The sequence below is a fragment of the Micromonospora yasonensis genome, assembly GCF_026013475.1.
In the GTDB taxonomy this organism is placed as follows: Bacteria; Actinomycetota; Actinomycetes; order Mycobacteriales; family Micromonosporaceae; genus Micromonospora; species Micromonospora yasonensis.
The window spans coordinates 37300-53899 of record NZ_JAPDPH010000005.1; the positions used below are offsets into that span (position 1 = coordinate 37300).

A 16600-nucleotide genomic window follows, 5' to 3' on the forward strand; every position below is an offset into this window, starting at 1 on the left:
GATCATGACTGGTTTGCCTTACCGCCGCGCTCCCGCTGGGACGGAGCCGGCACCGCCGTCGAAGCCGGCCCGGAGCCCGAGCGGTTGTCGGTGCGGGCGCGGACCGGGTAGACCGACGCCGCCTTGTAGGACAGGCCGTGCCGGCCCTCGATCTCCCACAGGGACACGTCCAGCTCGGTCACACCCACCGGGCTGCCCTCCGTGACGCCTTCCGGCTCGGCGGAGGTCTGCACGTCGATCACCGACGCTTTCCGGGTGCCAGCGCGGCGCACCGCGATCCCGGTCACCCACAGGGCATTACCGTCCCGGTCCTTACGAACCTCACCGTCGAGGTCCGTCTTGCGCTCCGGCGCGGACACGCACAGCAGACCGGACAAACGAGAAAGATCAACAGGGATGCTGTTCACAACAAGCTCCTAAAAGGAAGGGGTTTGGGTGGTGCTCACAGGTGGTGCCGTAGTCGGGACAGGGACAGCGGAGAAGCGACCAGCCAGGGGGAGGGCCGCGACTCCGCACGGGTGCGCCGGCCGAGGCCCGGGGCGAGGCGACGGCGGCGAACAGCGCGGGACAGGGCATAGCGAGGCTCCTTACGGACGGGGCGGGACGGATGGCCGCCGACGATCACGACGACGGCTATACCGGGACGTGGCGGTACTGCGATGCCGGACACCATGACCAGGGGACCAGCGCCGGCCAGCGTGAAACCGGGCGACGGGGCGAGGGACGCCGCAGCGGGCCGTACCACAGGTGGACCGGAATCGGGCACTGGCGCGGCACCCGTTGTGCCAGCCTGCAAGCAGGGCCAGGAAGGCAGGAACGCGGGCGGGCAGGTCAGGACCCCGGAGGGCCAGGGTGCGTACGAGTTTCCCTACTTGGTCAAGAAGCGGGATCGGCATGGCCGATCCCGCGACAGACGGAAGGAGGGGAAAGGAGCGGTGGGCGGGGTCGGGGGCTGCGGCCTGGCGGCCGGTCCCCCGCCCCGCCCCAGAGAGAAGCGCAAGCGCACACGACACCGGAGACGACCAGCAGCCAACAACCAGGCGTCAGACCCTCACGCCGGACCCCGACCATGGGCAAACGCCACCAGCGACAACGACCGCAGTAGACGACGGCACGAGCAGACGGCGACCTCACCCGTCGGCGAGCTGGCTGCAGGCCCGGACCACCACCGCCACCAGGACGCCAGCCGACACGCCCGAACCGCGACCGATCCTCACCGATGCGGCCAACATCGGCCGAAACCGCAGGCCACAGCACCGAAAGCGCCGACGACGCCCGTCCGGTCGATCCATGGCCGGGCTTGAGGTGCTGCCGCGCCGGCAAGCCGGCTTGCCCCCGAACACCAGGCTGAGCAGCGCGAACACGACGCCAGCAGGCACGAAGGCGCCGCCGGTCATCCACGGCCCGGCACCTTCGATCTTCGCCCCCTCCCGGTGCCGCCGCGTCGCGTGGACGGATCCTTCTACCTGTTAAAGGGGACCGCCAGAGGCCCGAATATTCCAAGATCGATAACTTCGTGGGCACAACTCGAAGATTTTTCTGGCCCGCGCGTACGCTCGAAGAGATCAAGGTCAGGCCGGAGCGGGGGGCCGGTCCGGCTGTCGGTTGTGGAGCCGAGCGACGACGAGCGCTCGCAGCGGGGGCCGCACAACGCCGTGGCACCCTGACGCGATCTCTCGTACGCTTGTGCGACTCCCGGCGGTGTCCGCAGCACGCCGGGGGCCGCACCAGGGGTCAGCGTCGACCCGGCCACACCGCCGACCGGCGGCCCAGCGTGTCCCACCCAGCCCGAGGCGACGTTGGGAGGACACGAACCCGTGCCCGAACACCGAGTGCCCACAAGGCACCCCCACGGCATAGCCCTGCCCGGCCAACTCACCTTCTCCACACCACCCGCCGCCGACACCGACGCCCCACCCGACCCGGTAGCCGCCCTCGTCAAACAGAAAGCGCTGCCCGCCGGCCAAGTCCTGTCCGCCGCCATCACGCTCTGCCGCGTCGGCGTGCCGAAAGGCTGGATCACCGGCACCGACGACCCCCGCCCCGCCCGCGCCGATGAGGTCCTGCGCCGCCTGCTGACCGACGACGCCACCCGCGAGATCAAAGACCAGGTATGGCGGCACATCGTCGGGCAGGTCCGCGACGACCCCGACAACCGCGAAGACTGGAACCTCTATGCCCTCGGCGTCGCCGCCCGTGGACTTCTCTCCCGCGCCGCCCGACTCGCCGTGCCCGACGACCCCGCCAAGCGCGTGATCGCAGCCCAGTACACGCTGATTCACGCCTTCCTCGACCGGATGCAAGCCACCGTGACCACCGCGGCCGGCACTCGCTGGCGGCTGGACATCGACCGGCCCAACGTCTACTCCAGGCTGCTCGGCGGCGCGTACGACCACGCCAGCGGACGCACCGAGCACCGCCGCAAACAGCTCACCCGCCGCCACGACGAGACCGCCGCCGAGCACCAAGCTCGCATCACACGCCTCCGCGAGGAGCAACTCCGAGAGGTGCCCGTAGGCGGCGACGACGAGATCAGCGCCCACCACGCTAGGCACCACGACGGACCTGACCCCCGAGGCATGGATGCCGTCATCGCCCGCCTAGAAGAGTTCGTCGCGCAGTCCGCCCAGATGCCGCCCGCCGACCGGATCGACCCCGCCAGCGCCGAACTCCTGCGACGCACCTACCTCGACGGCGAACCCCTCGGCCAGGTCGCCGCCGACCTGAACCTGTCGCCCAGCAACGCATCCAAGCGCCGCGCCACCGCCGTGCGGCAACTCCGCCGGCTCATCGCCCGCCGGATCCCTGAGCAGCGACCGCACAGCTAGACGCCAAGTCCGGCCGCCTCGTTAGACGCGCACCGCATCCACGAGGCGGCCGGACAGCTGTCAGGCCACCGGTGCCACCGGCCGCGCGTACTTGTCCCCGCCCCACCCATAGCGGGCCGCTTCAGCTACCACGCGCGTCACCGCTTCCTGGATCAGCTCCCGGGACTCCGTGTCGTCCTCGACCCGCCAGCCGTAGCGAGACGTCGCATCCAAGAACACCACGATCGCGTTGACGATCGGACTGACCCGGAACACCAGCGACCACGACGGCCCGTGCACCCGCAGCACCACCCCGCCGTCTCCGGGAACGATCCGCAGCACACCCGGCCCGCCCCGTTCCACTACAGCGGCAGCATCGACAAACGGTTGCCGCATCGCCGGATCATCGCCCAACCGAGCCGGCAACACCTGTTGCGTGAGCACGTCCGTCCCAGCGCGCCACGGGTCAATCGTCGGCTGATTCGCAAGAGTGTTGGCCACCTGATCGGCCAGCGCCCGACGACGCCGCGCCGCCGCCGACAACCCCCGAGGCTCGGCAGCACGCTTGCCGAGCGGCACGGCCGGATCACCCACCGGCAGCACCATCACCGGCGCGTCCGCACCTTCCGCCTGAGCGCGCCACACCTGATCGTGGGCCAGCTCGGACCGCAGGTTATACAGATCATCAGCCCAGGACGCCCAGGCCGCCCGCGTTCGTGGCTTCGGCATCATCCACGGCGCTGAACGCAAGCGCCGACGCGTCGACCGCCGAGCACAGACGCTCCGGCGACCGGCAGGCGAATTGCGGTACATAAAACACAGCTTGGCATAGTGCCAGTAGCGCTAGCGACAGTTGGCCTCGTGCCAGTTGGGCTAATGCCAGTAGCTGCCGGCGGACAGACATCCACGATCCGGCTACAGCCCTCGCTCCGCTGACCGCACACGATAGTTCATCACGTGCTTCCGATGACTCTGCAAGAGATCACGGCCGTTGTTGGCGGAACCGTCCACGACGCTCCCCAGGGCGTCACCGTGACCGCCCCCGTCGTGTTCGACAGCCGGCGCGTTGAGGCCGGCGGCATGTTCGTGGCGTTGCCGGGTGAGCGCGTCGACGGGCACGACTACGCCGCCCAGGCAATCGGGGTCGGCGCGGCGGCGGTGCTGGCGTCACGGCCGGTCGGAGTGCCGGCGGTGGTCGTCGAGGACGTACCCACCGCCTACGGTCGACTCGCCCGCGCGGTCGTGGACCGGCTGCCGCAGACCACCGTGATCGGGGTGACCGAATCAGTCGGCAAGACCTCGACCAAGGACATTCTCGCCCAGGTGCTTCCCGCGTGGGTTGAGACGGTGGCCAACCGCGCGTCGAACAACAACGAGCTTGGATTGCCGTACACGGTCACCAGGGCCACCGCCGACACCCGCTATCTCGTGTTGGAGATGGTGCGCGTGGCATTGGCCACGTGGCGTATCTGACCCGCATCGCCCCGCCCACGGTCAGCGTCGTCACTCGCGTTGGGCACGCGCATCTTGGCGAGTTCGGGTCGGTGGAGAACATCGCTCAGGCCAAGGGTGAGATCGTGGAAGCGCTGCCCGACGCGAGCGACGGCGGGTTGGCGGTGCTCAACGGCGACGATGTGTCGGTGGCCGCGATGGCGAGCCGCACCGGTGCCCTGGTGTTGACCTACGGCATCGACGGCCCGGCGGACGTGCGCGCCGAAGACGTGACCGTGGACGAGTTGGGCCGCGCCGGGTTCCGGCTCGTGCACGACGGTCAGGCCGCCGAGGTGCGGTTGCGTCTCTACGGGCTGCACTAGGCGTCTAACGCACTCGCCGCCGCAACGGTCGCCCTCGGTCTGGGGCACCCCATGGAGGCGGTCGCCGAGGCGGTGTCACGAGCCGAGGCGGTGTCGCCGGGACGCATGCAGGTCAGCACTCGCCCGGATGGGGTGACGGTCATCAACGACGCCTACAACGCCGCGCCGGATGCGATGCGGGCCGCGTTGCGCGCGTTGAAGGCGATCACCGGGGATGGCCGGCGGGCGGTCGCGGTGCTCGGGGAGATGGCCGAGCTAGGCGAGCACTCCGCACAGGTGCACCGGGAGATCGGGCAGCAGGTGGCCGAGGTCGGGGCTGGGTTGCTGGTGGCGATCGGCCAAGCCGACGCTGGGCAGTACGCGGACGGAGCCGCGGGCACCGGCACGACGGTGGACCGTGCGGGCAGCGTGGCCGAGGCGTGGGAGTTGCTGCCCGCCGGGTTGCGGCCAGGCGACGTGGTGTTGGTGAAGGCAGCCAACAGCGCCGGGCTCCTCAAGCTCGCAGACAAGCTGATCGAGGAACCCGGCCCTGTCACCGCCAGGCATAAGACTCGCTCGGACAGCGCGACCTCAGGCGGCACCCTTGTCGGCGTCACTCTTTTGCTTCCCAAGATATGTCAGCCGATCTCAAACGGCTGAGCGCATCGCAAGGTCCAACCAATCGGCTGGGCCCTGCAGATTGTTGCGACTATGCGCTAGTATCCGGTGTTCACCCAGGCAGAACAAGGGTCGGGCTGGAAAGAGATGTCTTCGCACACCCGAATGCGATAGATTTTAGAACCGCCCGTGTAGTAGGGGCTCGTAGCGCACTGAGTGTAATTCGCGTCGTGGCCAGTTTCACCGGAACTTCCATTGCGACGAGTGAATTGGCCATAAATCTTGCGACTAGTGTTGACCGTTTTGCATGCTTGTTCGTCGTTACCCGAGTTGAAATCCGATGCATAGCCGATGGAATTCGTTGCGGTGGCCGCATATGCGGGCGCCGGGGCAATTAGGACGGCACCTGCCAGTAGCACGAACCCGGCCGTTAGCTTCAGACCGATCCCCGTCTTCATGCACAACCTCCCACTAAAATTGAGGAACTGAAATGTGTCACTGCGCGGCAGCGGTGTCAATAGCGGTTGGCCAGTGGCTAGGGTCAGGTCCTTGATGTGTAGAGCCGCGACACGACTGTGGCTTCGCACCCGGGTTTCGCAATCTGGCCAACTACAGGACCAGATTCCTGCCCGAGAACTGCGAATTCCGCAACCACATCGTCGCTTAAGCAAGGGACGCCGCATGCCAATTGCCGCCCATCACGATGCGTCGGCCGGCTTAGTCGTCGAACGCTTGCCGCTACGGCTACCGTGCGCGGCCTTAACGTAGGTGCTCTTCGTAGCCGAGACGCTGATTGCCTTTTCATTGATCTCGGTCTCTCAAAAGCGTCTGGAGCGACAGCTTGGGTAGCCCTTTCTGGGCCGTTCAGCGACGGTTTCTGTCCCATGCCGCCAAACCCGCTCGGGCTATGGCTTTCGCAGCGGCCAACGGAGCGGGCGGCGTTTCGCTAGTGGTCTGGTCCTTTGGCACGCGGTCATCACGACGCCTTACCCGCCAGGCGAAACGCCCAGGCCCGGTCCGGCAACACCCGTGGATCCACAGAACCTGTAGGATAACAATCAATCAGTCTGTACAAGACGACTCGAATGGTTGGTCAATGAAGCGGCGATGTTTTCTGGCGCTGACGGCTGTGCTTGCAGGCGTGACGGGTTGCGGCAATGCTCCGCAGGCATCTGATGAACTTACTCTACGGCTAATTCAACCGAAGGATCGGGTTCCGGCGCCAGAGTTCACAGGACGATTGTTGTCTAGTCCTCAAGTTTTCAATCCGTTTGCATCGCAATCACCCGCGACGGTTATCAACTTTTGGGCATCCTGGTGCGCTCCGTGCCGCCTTGAAGCGCCCCAGTTGCAGCTAACTTATGAAGAGTATGCCAAAGAGGGCGTAAGCTTCGTCGGCGTCAACTCCAATGACAGTGAGACGAAGGCTCTATCATTTGTAGAAGCATTCCACTTGACTTACCCCAATATCTTCGATCCTCCAGGCAGGGTTGCTGCGAAGTATCGCGCCATCGTCTCAAATCCACAGCCAGGGACAGTAGTCGTGGACCGCCGTGGGCGGGTGTCCGCCCGTATTGTCGGCGGAGTGGCGAGGGACGATTTGCGGCATGTTCTTAGTCAGACTCTCTCGGAGAAGTAGGGCCTAACGCGCCCTCAAGTTATGCAGGCAAGCAGCACGATTCGTAAGGTGACGCCCTTGCCCTACGGAACCTGCTTTCGAGCGGTTGCAGGTGGCTTAGGCGCTAGAAAGTTGGAGTTGAGGGTGATCAGAGAGGACTACGCCATTGCGTTGGGCTTGCTTGCAGTGAAGCCTATGCACGGGTACGACTTACGTAATGCTTTCCAAGCCCTGTTTCCCGATGATAAACCACCTGCTTACGGACAACTTTATAGAATCATAGCTAGATTGGCCAAAATGAAAGCTCTTGCGAGCCAAACCATTGGTCGAGATCAAGGGCCAGATAGGCTCCAATACAAAGCCACTGAGGAGGGAAGAAGTATGCTAGATAAGTGGCTGAACATGCCTTTTGTGCCGCAAGATGACATGGCAAGCCTGCCGAAACGAATAGTTCTGGGGCTTCACTGCGGTAAGCCAACTTCTTGGGCTCTCGGCCGGATTGACGAAGCTGAGGAAATTGTTCTGCAGAGGTCAAATGAACTGAAGGCTGACCTTGGGAGCAGCTTTAGGGTGTTCCAGAACCGCGCTCTGGTTCAGTGGCTGGAGTTTTCTCGATTGCATCTCGACGGATCGTCGTAATTCCCATACACGGCCATAACGCAGTCCCCCCCAAGCCTGTAAGGCTTCTAGCCTCGGCCCTTCGTTAACTCGGCCCTTCGTTAAGGGCTGTCCACGGGCTGGGCTGGAAACGCAGAAGTGCCTTCTGTTCAGGGAAAATAGGGCTTGTCGAGAGTCCTGATCATCCCGTCACGGAAGGCACTTGCTGGGTGAAGGCTACCGCAACACGTCCGAAGATCGTGGTGACCGGCGACCGGCGAGGCGTGGTCGGTCACGCTGGTGCCCGCCTGCTCGCCGATGTGGCGGATGCGACCGGGTTGACCAGCGCGTTCGGCCTGGCTTGTGCTGGTTTGCGGCAGCGGCAGCGGCAGCGGCAGGGCGGTCACGATCCGGGTCGCGTTGCGGTCGATCTGGCGGTGATGCTCGCCGACGGCGGTGAAGCGATCGCCGATCTGGCGGCGCTACGGGATCAGGCCGGCCTGTTCGCGCCGGTCGCCTCCGATCCGACGGCGTAGCGGCTGCTGTCACAACTGGACGAGACGCTGCTGGCCGAACTGCGGGCCGCGCGGGCTCAGGCGTGGCAGGTGGCCTGGGCCCAGCACGCCGAGACCCGCGACCGAGCCTTCCCGCAGGTCAGCGTGGCCGGGCAGACGGTCGCAGGCCTGGTCGTGGACATGGACGCCTCGATCGTGCTCTGCCATTCCGAGAAGGAGTCAGCGACGCGGACCTGGAAGAAGACATTCATGTATCACCCGTTGTTCTGCTTCCTGGACAACACCGGCGAAGCATTATCCGGCCTGCTGCGTGAGGGCAGGGCCGGGTCCAACACCACCGCCGATCACATCACCGTCCTTGATCAGGCCCTGGCGCAGATCCCGGATGAGCACCGGCACGGCACCCCGATCCTGATCCGCAGTGATTCAGCCGGTTCCAGTCACGGCTTCCTCGCCCACATACGCGGCCTGCGCGAGCAGCACCTGGACATCCGGTTCTCCGTCGGCGCCGCGATCACCGAACCCGTCCGACAGGCCATCACGGCCGCCACCGGCTGGGTTCCCGCCCTCGACACCGATTGGGATCTGCGCGAGCATGCCGAGATCTGCGAGATCACCGGCCTACTCGACGCTGCCGGCTGGCCCGACGGGACCCAGTTCATCGTCCGCCGCGAACGTCCGCACACCGCCGCCGGACACGCGCCCGGGAGGTCAGCGGCGCGATCCCGGGAGGCGGCGAGGCCACCTGCCCGGATGACGAGGGACGGGACACACCCGCCATCGCAGACGACATCAACCAGTGCCGCCGCCCCCTCGCCCCGCTGGCCGGGGAGCGTGGGGGCGCAGAGCCGTTGGACGGGGTACGCTGCGTCGATGCGCGCGCCGCTCTGGCAGCACACCGTCGACCGGCTGGGGGACACCAGCACGATCATGCTGTCCGGAGAGCTCGATCTATCCGCCGACCGGGAGGTGCGGGAGGCGATCATCGGCGAGCTTCAGCGACCCGGCCTCACCCGCCTCCTCATCGACATGCAAGCGGTCACCTTCATCGACTCCACCGTGACCGCCACGCTCGTCTACACCTCCAACGCCGCCCACAAGTCAGACCGCCAATTCACCATCTCGCCTAGCCAACGCGTGCGCCGAATCGTGGAACTCACCGGGCTGTCGTATCTGCTCGACCCAGCGGACCGATAGTTCCTCGGGCTACGCCGGCCACCCCGCCCCTGCCCGTTCACGGCCGACACATTGCAGTGAGTAATGACATCGCTGGCATAGATGGCCATATCTCATGGGTTCCGAAGATGCCGGCCGGCGGCCAGACGCCTAGCCGGCAAACCCCAAGGGAATCAATTTGCGTGACCCGAAGCGCGGGATTGACTCCGGCTCGGCCATCCCAGGAAACGATCGAACAGTTCCGCGTCGCTGCACGCGTCGTCCGGCCGCAGCTTGCCCAGGTCGTCCGCCGCCTCGCCGAGCAGACCGGCCAGATAGACGAACAGGCACACTCGATCCCGCTCGTACTCGGCCAGTAGCGCCAACTTGGCGTCTCCGCACGGCCACGGGTGGCCGCAACCCCTGCACAGCCAGATCGGCCGGATCGGCGTGTGCGGACGGCGAGTCACGATGACCACCCCGACTCCGCCAACAGCCGGTGCAGCTCACGGCACACGCACCCCGGGGCCGGCTGGGCGAGGAGCTGCCGAATCTGCGCCTCTGTCTCCTGCTCTCGAAGCCGGCGCGCCAGGGCGTCCGTGCGGCCCCACGCCGCCAGTAGCGCGCCCTCCAGCCCCAACACCACGTCACAGGCTTTCCAGAACTCACGAGGCGCGCACTGGCGTCCCACCTCCACATTGGCGATGGTGCTGCGTGACCAACGCGCCAGCACCGCCAACCGATCCTGCGTTACCCGCGCCTCCGCAAGGACACGCCCCAACGTCCGGCGAGACTCCGCCACCGCATCGGGCGTCACCACATTCAACCGGCTGGGAGCCGCGAGCGCGGCCAAGACGGAAGCTGTCACCGCCGGCCACCGCCCCCATCAGACCGACCAGCCCGCGGCCCACCCGGCGCGCCCTCCGCAGCGGTGTGCGTCGGCATCAACCCGGCTATCCGTCCGTTCTTGATTCTCCAAGCCCTCAGGGTCTCGCCAGCGCGCACCAGCCGGGGACAACTACCGTCGGCCTGGCAGCGGGAGCACACGTTTCGGTGATGGAAGTCCACGACGAAGCCTGCCATCATCACGGCGAACGGTGGTGCAGGCTGCGGCGTTTCCACGCTCACAGCCGATCCCCACGTGGCCGTCGGGCCGCGTGATCGGCGCGCCACGTGCCACCCCGCGTCAGCAGGGGCCGATCCTGGGCCAGTGGCATCGTCGGGGCGTTCCACGAGGGCGTTGGACGGAGATGGCCGCCGTAGGCACCGCCACGGTGGGCATACGCCGAGCGATCTACCACGTCCACCGGCTCCCGCTCGCGCTGGAACCACTTCCATCGGGGCATCCAAGTCACCTCCGGCCTCCGTCTACCAGGCTCGCTGCCAGCTACGATCCGGCGGCATCGATGCGCCGTGCAACACTCCAGACGAGACGATCGCGCAGAGACGCGCCTAGCGGGCGATGATGCAAGAGCCGTCTCACGGCAAGTCGAATGACGCGTCAGGATGAGACAGGGAGGATGGTGCCGATGAGCGAAGCGGGATCGACGGTGCCGAGGCGGGAGCTTGGCCGGCTGCTTAGGCAGGCCCGGGAGCAAGCCGGCATCGGCCTGGAAGCTGCGGCCTCTGATCTTGAATGGTCGCGGGCCAAGATGTACCGCATCGAGTCGGGGCAGACTCCCGTACGCGCGCTCGACGTTGACCAGATGTGCCGCCTGTACGGGGCCTCACCGGAGATGACCGAAGTTCTGATCAGTCTGGCCAAGGAGTCCAAGAGCAAGGGCTGGTATCACGCCTACGGGGAGATCATCCCTCGATGGTTTGAGCTGTACGTAGGGCTTGAGTCTGCGGCCAGCCGGATACGGACCTACGAACATGCTCTGGTGCCCGGCCTGTTGCAGACACCCAACTACGCCGCTGAGGTAGTACGGACTCGACCAGGTGTCACCGACGAAGAGGTTGCCAAGCTCGTTGGACTCCGCACGGAGCGTCAACGTCTCCTAGTCCGAAAGAGGCCAGCAGCTCCCTCGTTGGAAGTGATCATTGAGGAGGCGCTACTACACGCGAACGTGCCGGGCATGGCCGGGCAGATAGATCGACTCATGGAAGCCGGCGAGGCACCCAACGTGTCCGTCAGGCTCCTACCACTGAACAAGAGACTGAGCCAGGTAGCCATTGCCGGTAGCTTCGTCATTCTAGATTTCCCGACGAATGGTGCTCGGTCTGCCGAGCCGACAACCGTCTATAACGAGGGGCTCTCGGGAGCGCTCTACATCGATCGCCTTGAAGAGGTCAGAGCGTATGCCGAGGTTTGGAACACCCTCACGTCTCAGGCATTGAGCGTGGAGGAGTCCCACAAAATAATGCAAGGAATCAAGGAGAGGTATCATGACTAATCTGACCGGCGCAGTCTGGCGGAAGAGCAGCCGCAGCAGCTCTCAGGGCAACTGCGTGGAGGTAGCCGCGAACCTCCCAGGCCTCGTTGCCGTCCGGGACAGCAAAGACCAGCACGGGCCGGCGCTGGTCTTCACCCCCGCTGGCTGGGAAGCCTTCCTTCGCTTCACCAAGACGGCAAAGTAGCCCTCTCGGTGCCGCGCCAACCGCCGAGTGCCCACCTCAAGCAGGGAACGTATGGCCAGGGCGCAGGTGCGGTGAGCCCCCGTGAGGCCAGACGCCCACGCATTGGCCGGCACGGCGATCACTGACGGGCAGCCATAGGGGTGGTCTACCTGCACAGAGGGCCACCCCTATGGACTAGCAGTTACCCTCAATCACGACCAGGATTCAACTAGTGGACCGCTCCCACCATGAGATCGTTTTTCGATTCCAGCCTACCGGGCCCGGCCGATCTCAACCTGGGCGCGCTACCCCACAGACAACCCGGAGTGGCCCGGGGTGGTGGGCATCTTCGGCCACGCAAGGTGAGATTGGCGGAATACCCTAGACGCGGGGTCTACCCAACCGGCAGCTACCATGCCTTGCAGGCCCAGGCCGATGAGCGGGCACAAACAGCGCGACCGTGAGGACCAAGGTGGGCGAGAAATTCGGCGAAATAGCCCTATCGGGAAGTTTTCCCCTCGCGATCCTCGTATCGCTTCTCGCGGGCCTGGCGAGCTTCCTCTCGCCTTGCGTACTGCCACTGATTCCAGGTTATGTGGCATACGTCACCGGGCTTACCGGACGAGACCTAGAGCAACAGCGCCGGGGGCGGGTGGTCGCAGGTGCGCTGCTCTTCATTGCAGGCTTTTCACTAGTTTTTGTTACCACGCTGGTAATGGGCTCTCAATTAGGGAGAGCGCTATTTGCGCATCAGCGAATGATAGAGGTCGTCGGTGGCTTGCTCGTCGCAGGACTCGGCGCAATTTACATGGGCCTCATTCCAAAGCTCCAAACCGAATGGCGAATTAGGAAACTTCCCCCCGTAGGTGTGTGGTCGGCACCGCTCGTCGGCATTGTCTTTGCACTTTCGTGGACTCCTTGCGTCGGGCCGACACTTGGGGCGGTGATGCAACTTGCAATCGTTAACCACACCGAGCAGCGTGCGCTCATGCTCGCCGCCGCCTACTGCGCAGGAATCGGCGTCCCCTTCCTCATCTTCGCCATCTACTTCCGTCGCCTCCTGGGAGTTTTCCGATTCATCCGTCGACACAATGGAGTTGTCTCCAAAGTTGGCGGATTGCTGCTGATTGCCGTAGGGATAGCGTTGGCGACTGGCGCATGGAACTCGTTCACCATCTGGCTGAGAGCAGCTTTTTCGACTTTTGACGTGCTCGTTTAATAAGGTGTCGCATCAGCCCACAGAGGGCCACCAAAGTGGCTGCTCCCAAGCATTTGTGCCACGAGCGTTACAACTGGACATAAATGCGGCACATCCCGTTATGCGATGCAGAGCTCAATTGATCTTGCGCGAGGCGTCGAAATACCACCCCTCCGCCTCTAGGCACTCAAGCGAACTCACAGGGGTTGCGGAGCGCAACTTCCGCATCTACTGTCGGTGACGCATCGACACCCATCCACGGGAGGACTCATGGGCAAGTTCGATCTTCGCCGGCTTCGACTGGCCACCCTGGCAGCGCTGTCCGCAGCAGCGATCACGGTCACCGCAGCACCGGTAGCGGCGCAGGCCTCGCCAGGTCCGCTCGCGGGCGGAGGATGCCTCACCGGCGGGTCACCCTGGAACGTGGGCGTCTGCTCCTCCGACAACGGCGTGACTGTGTTCGGGGACCTCTACATCAACAGCCGTGGCAGCCTCGGCAGCAGTTGCTACACCTACTACAGGCTGCTCGACACCACGACTGGCAACTGGGTCGCAAACAGTGGGAACCAGGACTCTACCTCGGCCACCACCCGAACATCTCCGCCCCGAAGCTATCGGGCCACCGTTACCGCAACTACGGATACGTCTACGTCGACGGCGTCAATGTCTTCAATGGTGTCAGCAAGGACACCTTCTGACGGCAGCCAGCTCGGCACATGCGCCGAATGTGAGCCCGATGTGAGCCCGGACGGTTGAGAACCAGCCGACATGTAAACCCCCTGAGAAGCAGCCGTAGGGGTGCCGACCTGCACAGATAGGCACCCCTACGGACTCGCGATCATGCCCAAAGATTAACGGGATTCAACTCATAATCCCTCGGTCGCGGGTTCGAGTCCCGCCCGCCCCACCACGGAAGCGCCCTGGTCAGCCATGCTGGCGGCGACCCGGTCGAACGGCATCAAGATCCGGACCGATGCCCTCAGTCCGGACTGGCCCCGGCCCCGGCCTCAGAGATCCGCTAGCTTGCACCGAGCGCGTCCCTGATACTCACGGCGTGATCAGCAGCGACCCTCGCGCCCCCCGGCTGCCTCGCGTGCCTCACCCAGCCGACAGTCGAAGGCTGCCCATCTACATGATCATCTTCTTGGTCTTGGGCATCGCTGGATTCTTCGCACACGCACAGGCCGACAGCCTAAAGGCGCTCGTTTTCGCGAGCATCATCTCGGGAGTGTTCTTCACGTGCTTCCTGATCGTGTTCGCGATCTACTGGACCGGATACCTGCTGAAGGGACACGCCACCTAGCAGGCCGAGCGCCCGGCTGAGTCCGATGGGCCGTCATAGCCGGTTACCTGTACGGGGCGTACTGGACGCTGCGGGACCAACGCCGCCAGAAGGGTAGCGGCAGGCAGCCTGCTGGCGCTTCGCCTCCGATCTCGGTCTCCACTGATCCATCGGCGAGGGTGACCGAGACGGCCGAGCGGCCCGGAGCAAAGACCTCCCGGACCCTGCCGGCGATCACTGAGCGAGCGATGTCTTCGAGTAGGGCCAAATCTTCAGGGCCGGCTTCCAGTTCCCATCGGCCGCCGTGGTCACCGACTCCCAGGATGAGTTCATCGGAGAAGTCGGTCCATCCGAAGGCGCGAGCATCGGGATTACGTGGTGTGACGCCCACCGATATCCCGCCCTCGATGCGGTCGACCTCCACAGTCGCCACCCCTGCCAACTCCTTTGCCAACTGCCTCGCGATTTTCAGAGTTGGTGTCCCTGGCGACTGGTCGGTGCCGGGTTCGTCTTGGCCGTGCTCATCCGTCACGCGGTCAGTCTGCCAGGCATCAGGGGTAGGGCGGATGCGTCGATCACCTCTGCCCGTCTCCTGACCGTGCCGCCGACAGCGGTGGGAATCACCGTTCCTGTCAGTGGGAGGACTCGCGGTTGAACAGCCGCTTCGACCACAGGTATCCGCCGAGCGCGATGACGGCGCACCAGACGAGCGCGATCCACGCGTTGTTCCCGATCGGCTTGTCCATCAGCAGGCCGCGCAGGGTTTCGATGATCGGCGTGAACGGCTGGTACTCGGCGAACCAGCGCAGACCGGCCGGCATGGAGTCGGTGGGGACGAACCCGCTGCCGAGGAAGGGCAGCAGAATGAGCGGCATGGGCAGGTTGCTCGCGGTCTCGACGCTCTTGCTCACTTGGCCGAGCGCGACGGACAACCAGACGAGCGCGAAGGTCACCGCCACCAGGAAACCGGCCGTGGCCAGCCACGCGCCCAGCCCGGCGGTGGGCCGGAAGCCGACCAGCAACGCCACGCCGATCACGACCGCCAGGCTGAACATCGCCTGGATCACGCTGCCCAGGACGTGTCCGGTCAGCACCGAGACGCGGGCGATGTGCATGGTGCGGAACCGGGTGATGATGCCTTCGGTCAGGTCCATGGCGATCGAGATCGCGGTCCCCTGGACCGTGGCCGCCACGGTCATCAGGATGATCGCGGGAGCGACGTAGTTGGCGTACGCGGCGCGCCCGCCGGCCGCGCCGCTGTGCGCCGCTCCGCCGAGCCCGGCGCCCAGCGTGCCGCCGAGCACGTAGACGAACAGCAGCAGGAAGACGACGGGCATCCCGACGAGCATCACGGTCATCGACGGGTACCGCAGCATGCGCTTGAGGTTGCGGCGCAGCATCGTCGCCGAGTCGCGTAGCGGATGGAAACGGAGGCCCGCCGGAGCCGAGGCGGTGAGGGCCGGGGCGCTCATCGAGTGGTCACCTCTTCGTGGGTGGGGTTGCCGGTGAGGGCGAGGAAGACGTCGTCGAGATCGGGGGTGTGCACGGACAACTCGTCGACCTCGATGGCGCGGTCGTCGAGCCGGCCGATCAGGGTCTTCAGCGAGCGCAGGCTGCCATCGCTGGGCACCCGCAGGGCGAGCGCGTCGTTCTCGCGCGACGCCTGACCCAGTACGCGCATGGCCGCGTCGAGGCCCTGCGGGTTGGCGAACCGCAGGCGAACGTGCCCGCCGGGGATGCGGCGCTTCAGTTCCTCCGCGGTTCCCTCGGCGACCACCCGGCCGTGGTCGAGGACCGCGATCCGGTCGGCCAGCTCGTCGGCCTCCTCCAGGTACTGCGTGGTCAGGAAGATGGTGACGCCGCCGGCCACCAGGTCCCGGACGATCTGCCACATGTTCCGGCGGCTGCGCGGGTCCAGTCCGGTGGTCGGCTCGTCGAGGAAGATCACTTGCGGGCTGCCGACCAGGGTCATCGCCAGGTCGAGCCGCCGCCGCATGCCCCCGGAGTAGGTCGATGCCGGCTTCCTTGCCGCCTCGGTCAGGTCGAACTGTTCGAGCAGCTGGGCGGCGCGCCGGCGGCCTTCGCCCCGGGCGAGGTGGTGCAGATCCGCCATCAGCAGCAGGTTCTCCTCGCCGGTGAGCAGGTTGTCCACCGCGGAGAACTGGCCGGTGACGCCGATGGCGGCGCGCACCGAGTCCGGTTCGCGGGCGAGGTCGTGCCCGGCGACCTGGACGTCACCGGCGTCGGCACTGATCAGAGTGGACAGAATCTTGACCGTGGTGGTCTTCCCGGCGCCGTTCGCGCCGAGCAGCGAGAAGACCTTTCCCCGTGGCACGTTCAGATCGAGACCGTCGAGCACGACGTGGTCGCCGAACGATTTCCGTAGCCCGGTCGCGGCGATCGCCGGGCGGGATTGCGTGATGGTCATGGTTTCCCTTCCTCCGGGGCTGGAAGTGGA

Annotated in this window: 19 protein-coding genes and 2 pseudogenes; 12 read left to right on the forward strand and 9 right to left on the reverse strand. The window is 65.5% G+C overall.

From position 1 onward, the window contains the following. Positions 1–2: 2 nt before the first annotated feature. Positions 3–407, reverse strand: a complete 405-nt coding sequence (locus ONA70_RS02230) for a hypothetical protein (RefSeq protein WP_265004611.1) — start codon at positions 405–407, stop codon at positions 3–5. A 723-nt stretch (positions 408–1130) separates the two neighbouring features. Further along, on the reverse strand, positions 1131–1397 hold the full coding sequence (locus ONA70_RS02235; protein WP_265004612.1) for a hypothetical protein: 267 nt from the start codon (positions 1395–1397) through the stop codon (positions 1131–1133). Between the two features lie 420 nt (positions 1398–1817). On the opposite strand from ONA70_RS02235, the gene ONA70_RS02240 reads away from it, so the two are divergent. Beyond that, positions 1818–2828, forward strand: a complete 1011-nt coding sequence (locus tag ONA70_RS02240; protein WP_265004613.1) for a sigma-70 RNA polymerase sigma factor region 4 domain-containing protein — start codon at positions 1818–1820, stop codon at positions 2826–2828. 60 nt (positions 2829–2888) lie between these two features. Here ONA70_RS02240 and ONA70_RS02245 read toward each other — a convergent pair whose 3' ends face one another. After that, complete coding sequence (locus ONA70_RS02245; protein WP_265004614.1) at positions 2889–3539, reverse strand: hypothetical protein; 651 nt, start codon at positions 3537–3539, stop codon at positions 2889–2891. 348 nt (positions 3540–3887) lie between these two features. Between ONA70_RS02245 and ONA70_RS02250 the strand changes: the two are divergent. Both ONA70_RS02250 and ONA70_RS02255 read left to right on the forward strand, forming a co-directional pair. Beyond that, positions 3888–4621 (forward strand): annotated as a pseudogene (locus tag ONA70_RS02250) (UDP-N-acetylmuramoyl-tripeptide--D-alanyl-D-alanine ligase). 51 nt (positions 4622–4672) lie between these two features. Beyond that, positions 4673–5260, forward strand: a complete 588-nt coding sequence (locus ONA70_RS02255; RefSeq protein WP_265004615.1) for a glutamate ligase domain-containing protein — start codon at positions 4673–4675, stop codon at positions 5258–5260. A 56-nt stretch (positions 5261–5316) separates the two neighbouring features. On the opposite strand, the gene ONA70_RS02260 is transcribed toward ONA70_RS02255, so the two are convergent. Beyond that, entirely contained in the window at positions 5317–5676 is a 360-nt protein-coding gene (locus ONA70_RS02260; RefSeq protein WP_265004616.1) for a hypothetical protein, read from the reverse strand. A 638-nt stretch (positions 5677–6314) separates the two neighbouring features. On the opposite strand from ONA70_RS02260, the gene ONA70_RS36805 reads away from it, so the two are divergent. The 4 genes and pseudogenes from ONA70_RS36805 to ONA70_RS02275 all read left to right on the forward strand — a co-directional run bounded on the left by ONA70_RS36805 (position 6315) and on the right by ONA70_RS02275 (position 9145). Next, positions 6315–6857 (forward strand): TlpA family protein disulfide reductase, encoded by a 543-nt coding sequence (locus tag ONA70_RS36805; RefSeq protein WP_406601129.1) that lies wholly within the window; start codon positions 6315–6317, stop codon positions 6855–6857. Positions 6858–6980: 123 nt separating this feature from the next. After that, entirely contained in the window at positions 6981–7475 is a 495-nt protein-coding gene (locus ONA70_RS02265) for a PadR family transcriptional regulator (RefSeq protein WP_265004617.1), read from the forward strand. Positions 7476–7663: 188 nt separating this feature from the next. After that, a pseudogene (locus ONA70_RS02270) lies at positions 7664–8641 on the forward strand (transposase); the annotation flags it as partial. 180 nt (positions 8642–8821) lie between these two features. Further along, positions 8822–9145, forward strand: coding sequence for an STAS domain-containing protein (locus ONA70_RS02275; RefSeq protein WP_265004659.1), 324 nt, complete (start codon positions 8822–8824; stop codon positions 9143–9145). Positions 9146–9297: 152 nt separating this feature from the next. Here the strand turns inward: ONA70_RS02275 and ONA70_RS02280 are convergent, their stop codons facing one another. Both ONA70_RS02280 and ONA70_RS36810 read right to left on the reverse strand, forming a co-directional pair. Then, the gene (locus ONA70_RS02280; RefSeq protein ID WP_265004618.1) at positions 9298–9582 is read right to left on the reverse strand and encodes a hypothetical protein; all 285 of its coding nucleotides are present in this window, start codon (positions 9580–9582) and stop codon (positions 9298–9300) included. Continuing rightward, positions 9570–9971 carry a helix-turn-helix domain-containing protein gene (locus ONA70_RS36810; protein WP_406601130.1) on the reverse strand — a complete coding sequence of 134 codons (402 nt, stop codon included), beginning with the start codon at positions 9969–9971 and terminating at the stop codon, positions 9570–9572. Before ONA70_RS36810 ends, ONA70_RS02280 begins: the two co-directional genes overlap by 13 nt. Before the next feature lie 661 nt (positions 9972–10632). On the opposite strand from ONA70_RS36810, the gene ONA70_RS02285 reads away from it, so the two are divergent. The 5 genes from ONA70_RS02285 to ONA70_RS02305 all read left to right on the forward strand — a co-directional run bounded on the left by ONA70_RS02285 (position 10633) and on the right by ONA70_RS02305 (position 14163). Then, on the forward strand, positions 10633–11499 hold the full coding sequence (locus tag ONA70_RS02285) for a helix-turn-helix domain-containing protein (RefSeq protein ID WP_265004619.1): 867 nt from the start codon (positions 10633–10635) through the stop codon (positions 11497–11499). Then, on the forward strand, positions 11492–11683 hold the full coding sequence (locus tag ONA70_RS02290) for a DUF397 domain-containing protein (RefSeq protein ID WP_265004620.1): 192 nt from the start codon (positions 11492–11494) through the stop codon (positions 11681–11683). The genes ONA70_RS02285 and ONA70_RS02290 overlap by 8 nt, the downstream gene beginning before the upstream one ends. Positions 11684–12134: 451 nt before the next feature. After that, on the forward strand, positions 12135–12881 hold the full coding sequence (locus tag ONA70_RS02295; RefSeq protein ID WP_265004621.1) for a cytochrome c biogenesis CcdA family protein: 747 nt from the start codon (positions 12135–12137) through the stop codon (positions 12879–12881). Positions 12882–13130: 249 nt separating this feature from the next. Beyond that, the gene (locus ONA70_RS02300) at positions 13131–13616 is read left to right on the forward strand and encodes a hypothetical protein (RefSeq protein ID WP_265004622.1); all 486 of its coding nucleotides are present in this window, start codon (positions 13131–13133) and stop codon (positions 13614–13616) included. A gap of 298 nt (positions 13617–13914) precedes the next feature. Continuing rightward, positions 13915–14163, forward strand: coding sequence for a hypothetical protein (locus ONA70_RS02305; RefSeq protein ID WP_265004623.1), 249 nt, complete (start codon positions 13915–13917; stop codon positions 14161–14163). A gap of 43 nt (positions 14164–14206) precedes the next feature. Here the strand turns inward: ONA70_RS02305 and ONA70_RS02310 are convergent, their stop codons facing one another. The 3 genes from ONA70_RS02310 to ONA70_RS02320 all read right to left on the reverse strand — a co-directional run bounded on the left by ONA70_RS02310 (position 14207) and on the right by ONA70_RS02320 (position 16570). Next, positions 14207–14674 carry a hypothetical protein gene (locus ONA70_RS02310; RefSeq protein WP_265004624.1) on the reverse strand — a complete coding sequence of 156 codons (468 nt, stop codon included), beginning with the start codon at positions 14672–14674 and terminating at the stop codon, positions 14207–14209. A gap of 100 nt (positions 14675–14774) precedes the next feature. Continuing rightward, positions 14775–15614, reverse strand: coding sequence for an ABC transporter permease (locus ONA70_RS02315; protein ID WP_265004625.1), 840 nt, complete (start codon positions 15612–15614; stop codon positions 14775–14777). Further along, complete coding sequence (locus ONA70_RS02320) at positions 15611–16570, reverse strand: ATP-binding cassette domain-containing protein (RefSeq protein ID WP_265004626.1); 960 nt, start codon at positions 16568–16570, stop codon at positions 15611–15613. Before ONA70_RS02320 ends, ONA70_RS02315 begins: the two co-directional genes overlap by 4 nt. Between the last annotated feature and the right edge of the window lie 30 nt (positions 16571–16600).

Bases quoted from the DNA above. Each gene is read 5' to 3' on its own strand.
- ONA70_RS02235 (WP_265004612.1), bottom strand. From the start codon at position 1,397: ATGACCGGCGGCGCCTTCGTGCCTGCTGGCGTCGTGTTCGCGCTGCTC.
- ONA70_RS02245 (WP_265004614.1), bottom strand. From the start codon at position 3,539: ATGATGCCGAAGCCACGAACGCGGGCGGCCTGGGCGTCCTGGGCTGAT.
- ONA70_RS02255 (WP_265004615.1), top strand. From the start codon at position 4,673: ATGGAGGCGGTCGCCGAGGCGGTGTCACGAGCCGAGGCGGTGTCGCCG.
- ONA70_RS02260 (WP_265004616.1), bottom strand. From the start codon at position 5,676: ATGAAGACGGGGATCGGTCTGAAGCTAACGGCCGGGTTCGTGCTACTG.
- ONA70_RS36805 (WP_406601129.1), top strand. From the start codon at position 6,315: ATGAAGCGGCGATGTTTTCTGGCGCTGACGGCTGTGCTTGCAGGCGTG.
- ONA70_RS02275 (WP_265004659.1), top strand. From the start codon at position 8,822: ATGCGCGCGCCGCTCTGGCAGCACACCGTCGACCGGCTGGGGGACACC.
- ONA70_RS02285 (WP_265004619.1), top strand. From the start codon at position 10,633: ATGAGCGAAGCGGGATCGACGGTGCCGAGGCGGGAGCTTGGCCGGCTG.
- ONA70_RS02290 (WP_265004620.1), top strand. From the start codon at position 11,492: ATGACTAATCTGACCGGCGCAGTCTGGCGGAAGAGCAGCCGCAGCAGC.
- ONA70_RS02300 (WP_265004622.1), top strand. From the start codon at position 13,131: ATGGGCAAGTTCGATCTTCGCCGGCTTCGACTGGCCACCCTGGCAGCG.
- ONA70_RS02315 (WP_265004625.1), bottom strand. From the start codon at position 15,614: ATGAGCGCCCCGGCCCTCACCGCCTCGGCTCCGGCGGGCCTCCGTTTC.
- ONA70_RS02320 (WP_265004626.1), bottom strand. From the start codon at position 16,570: ATGACCATCACGCAATCCCGCCCGGCGATCGCCGCGACCGGGCTACGG.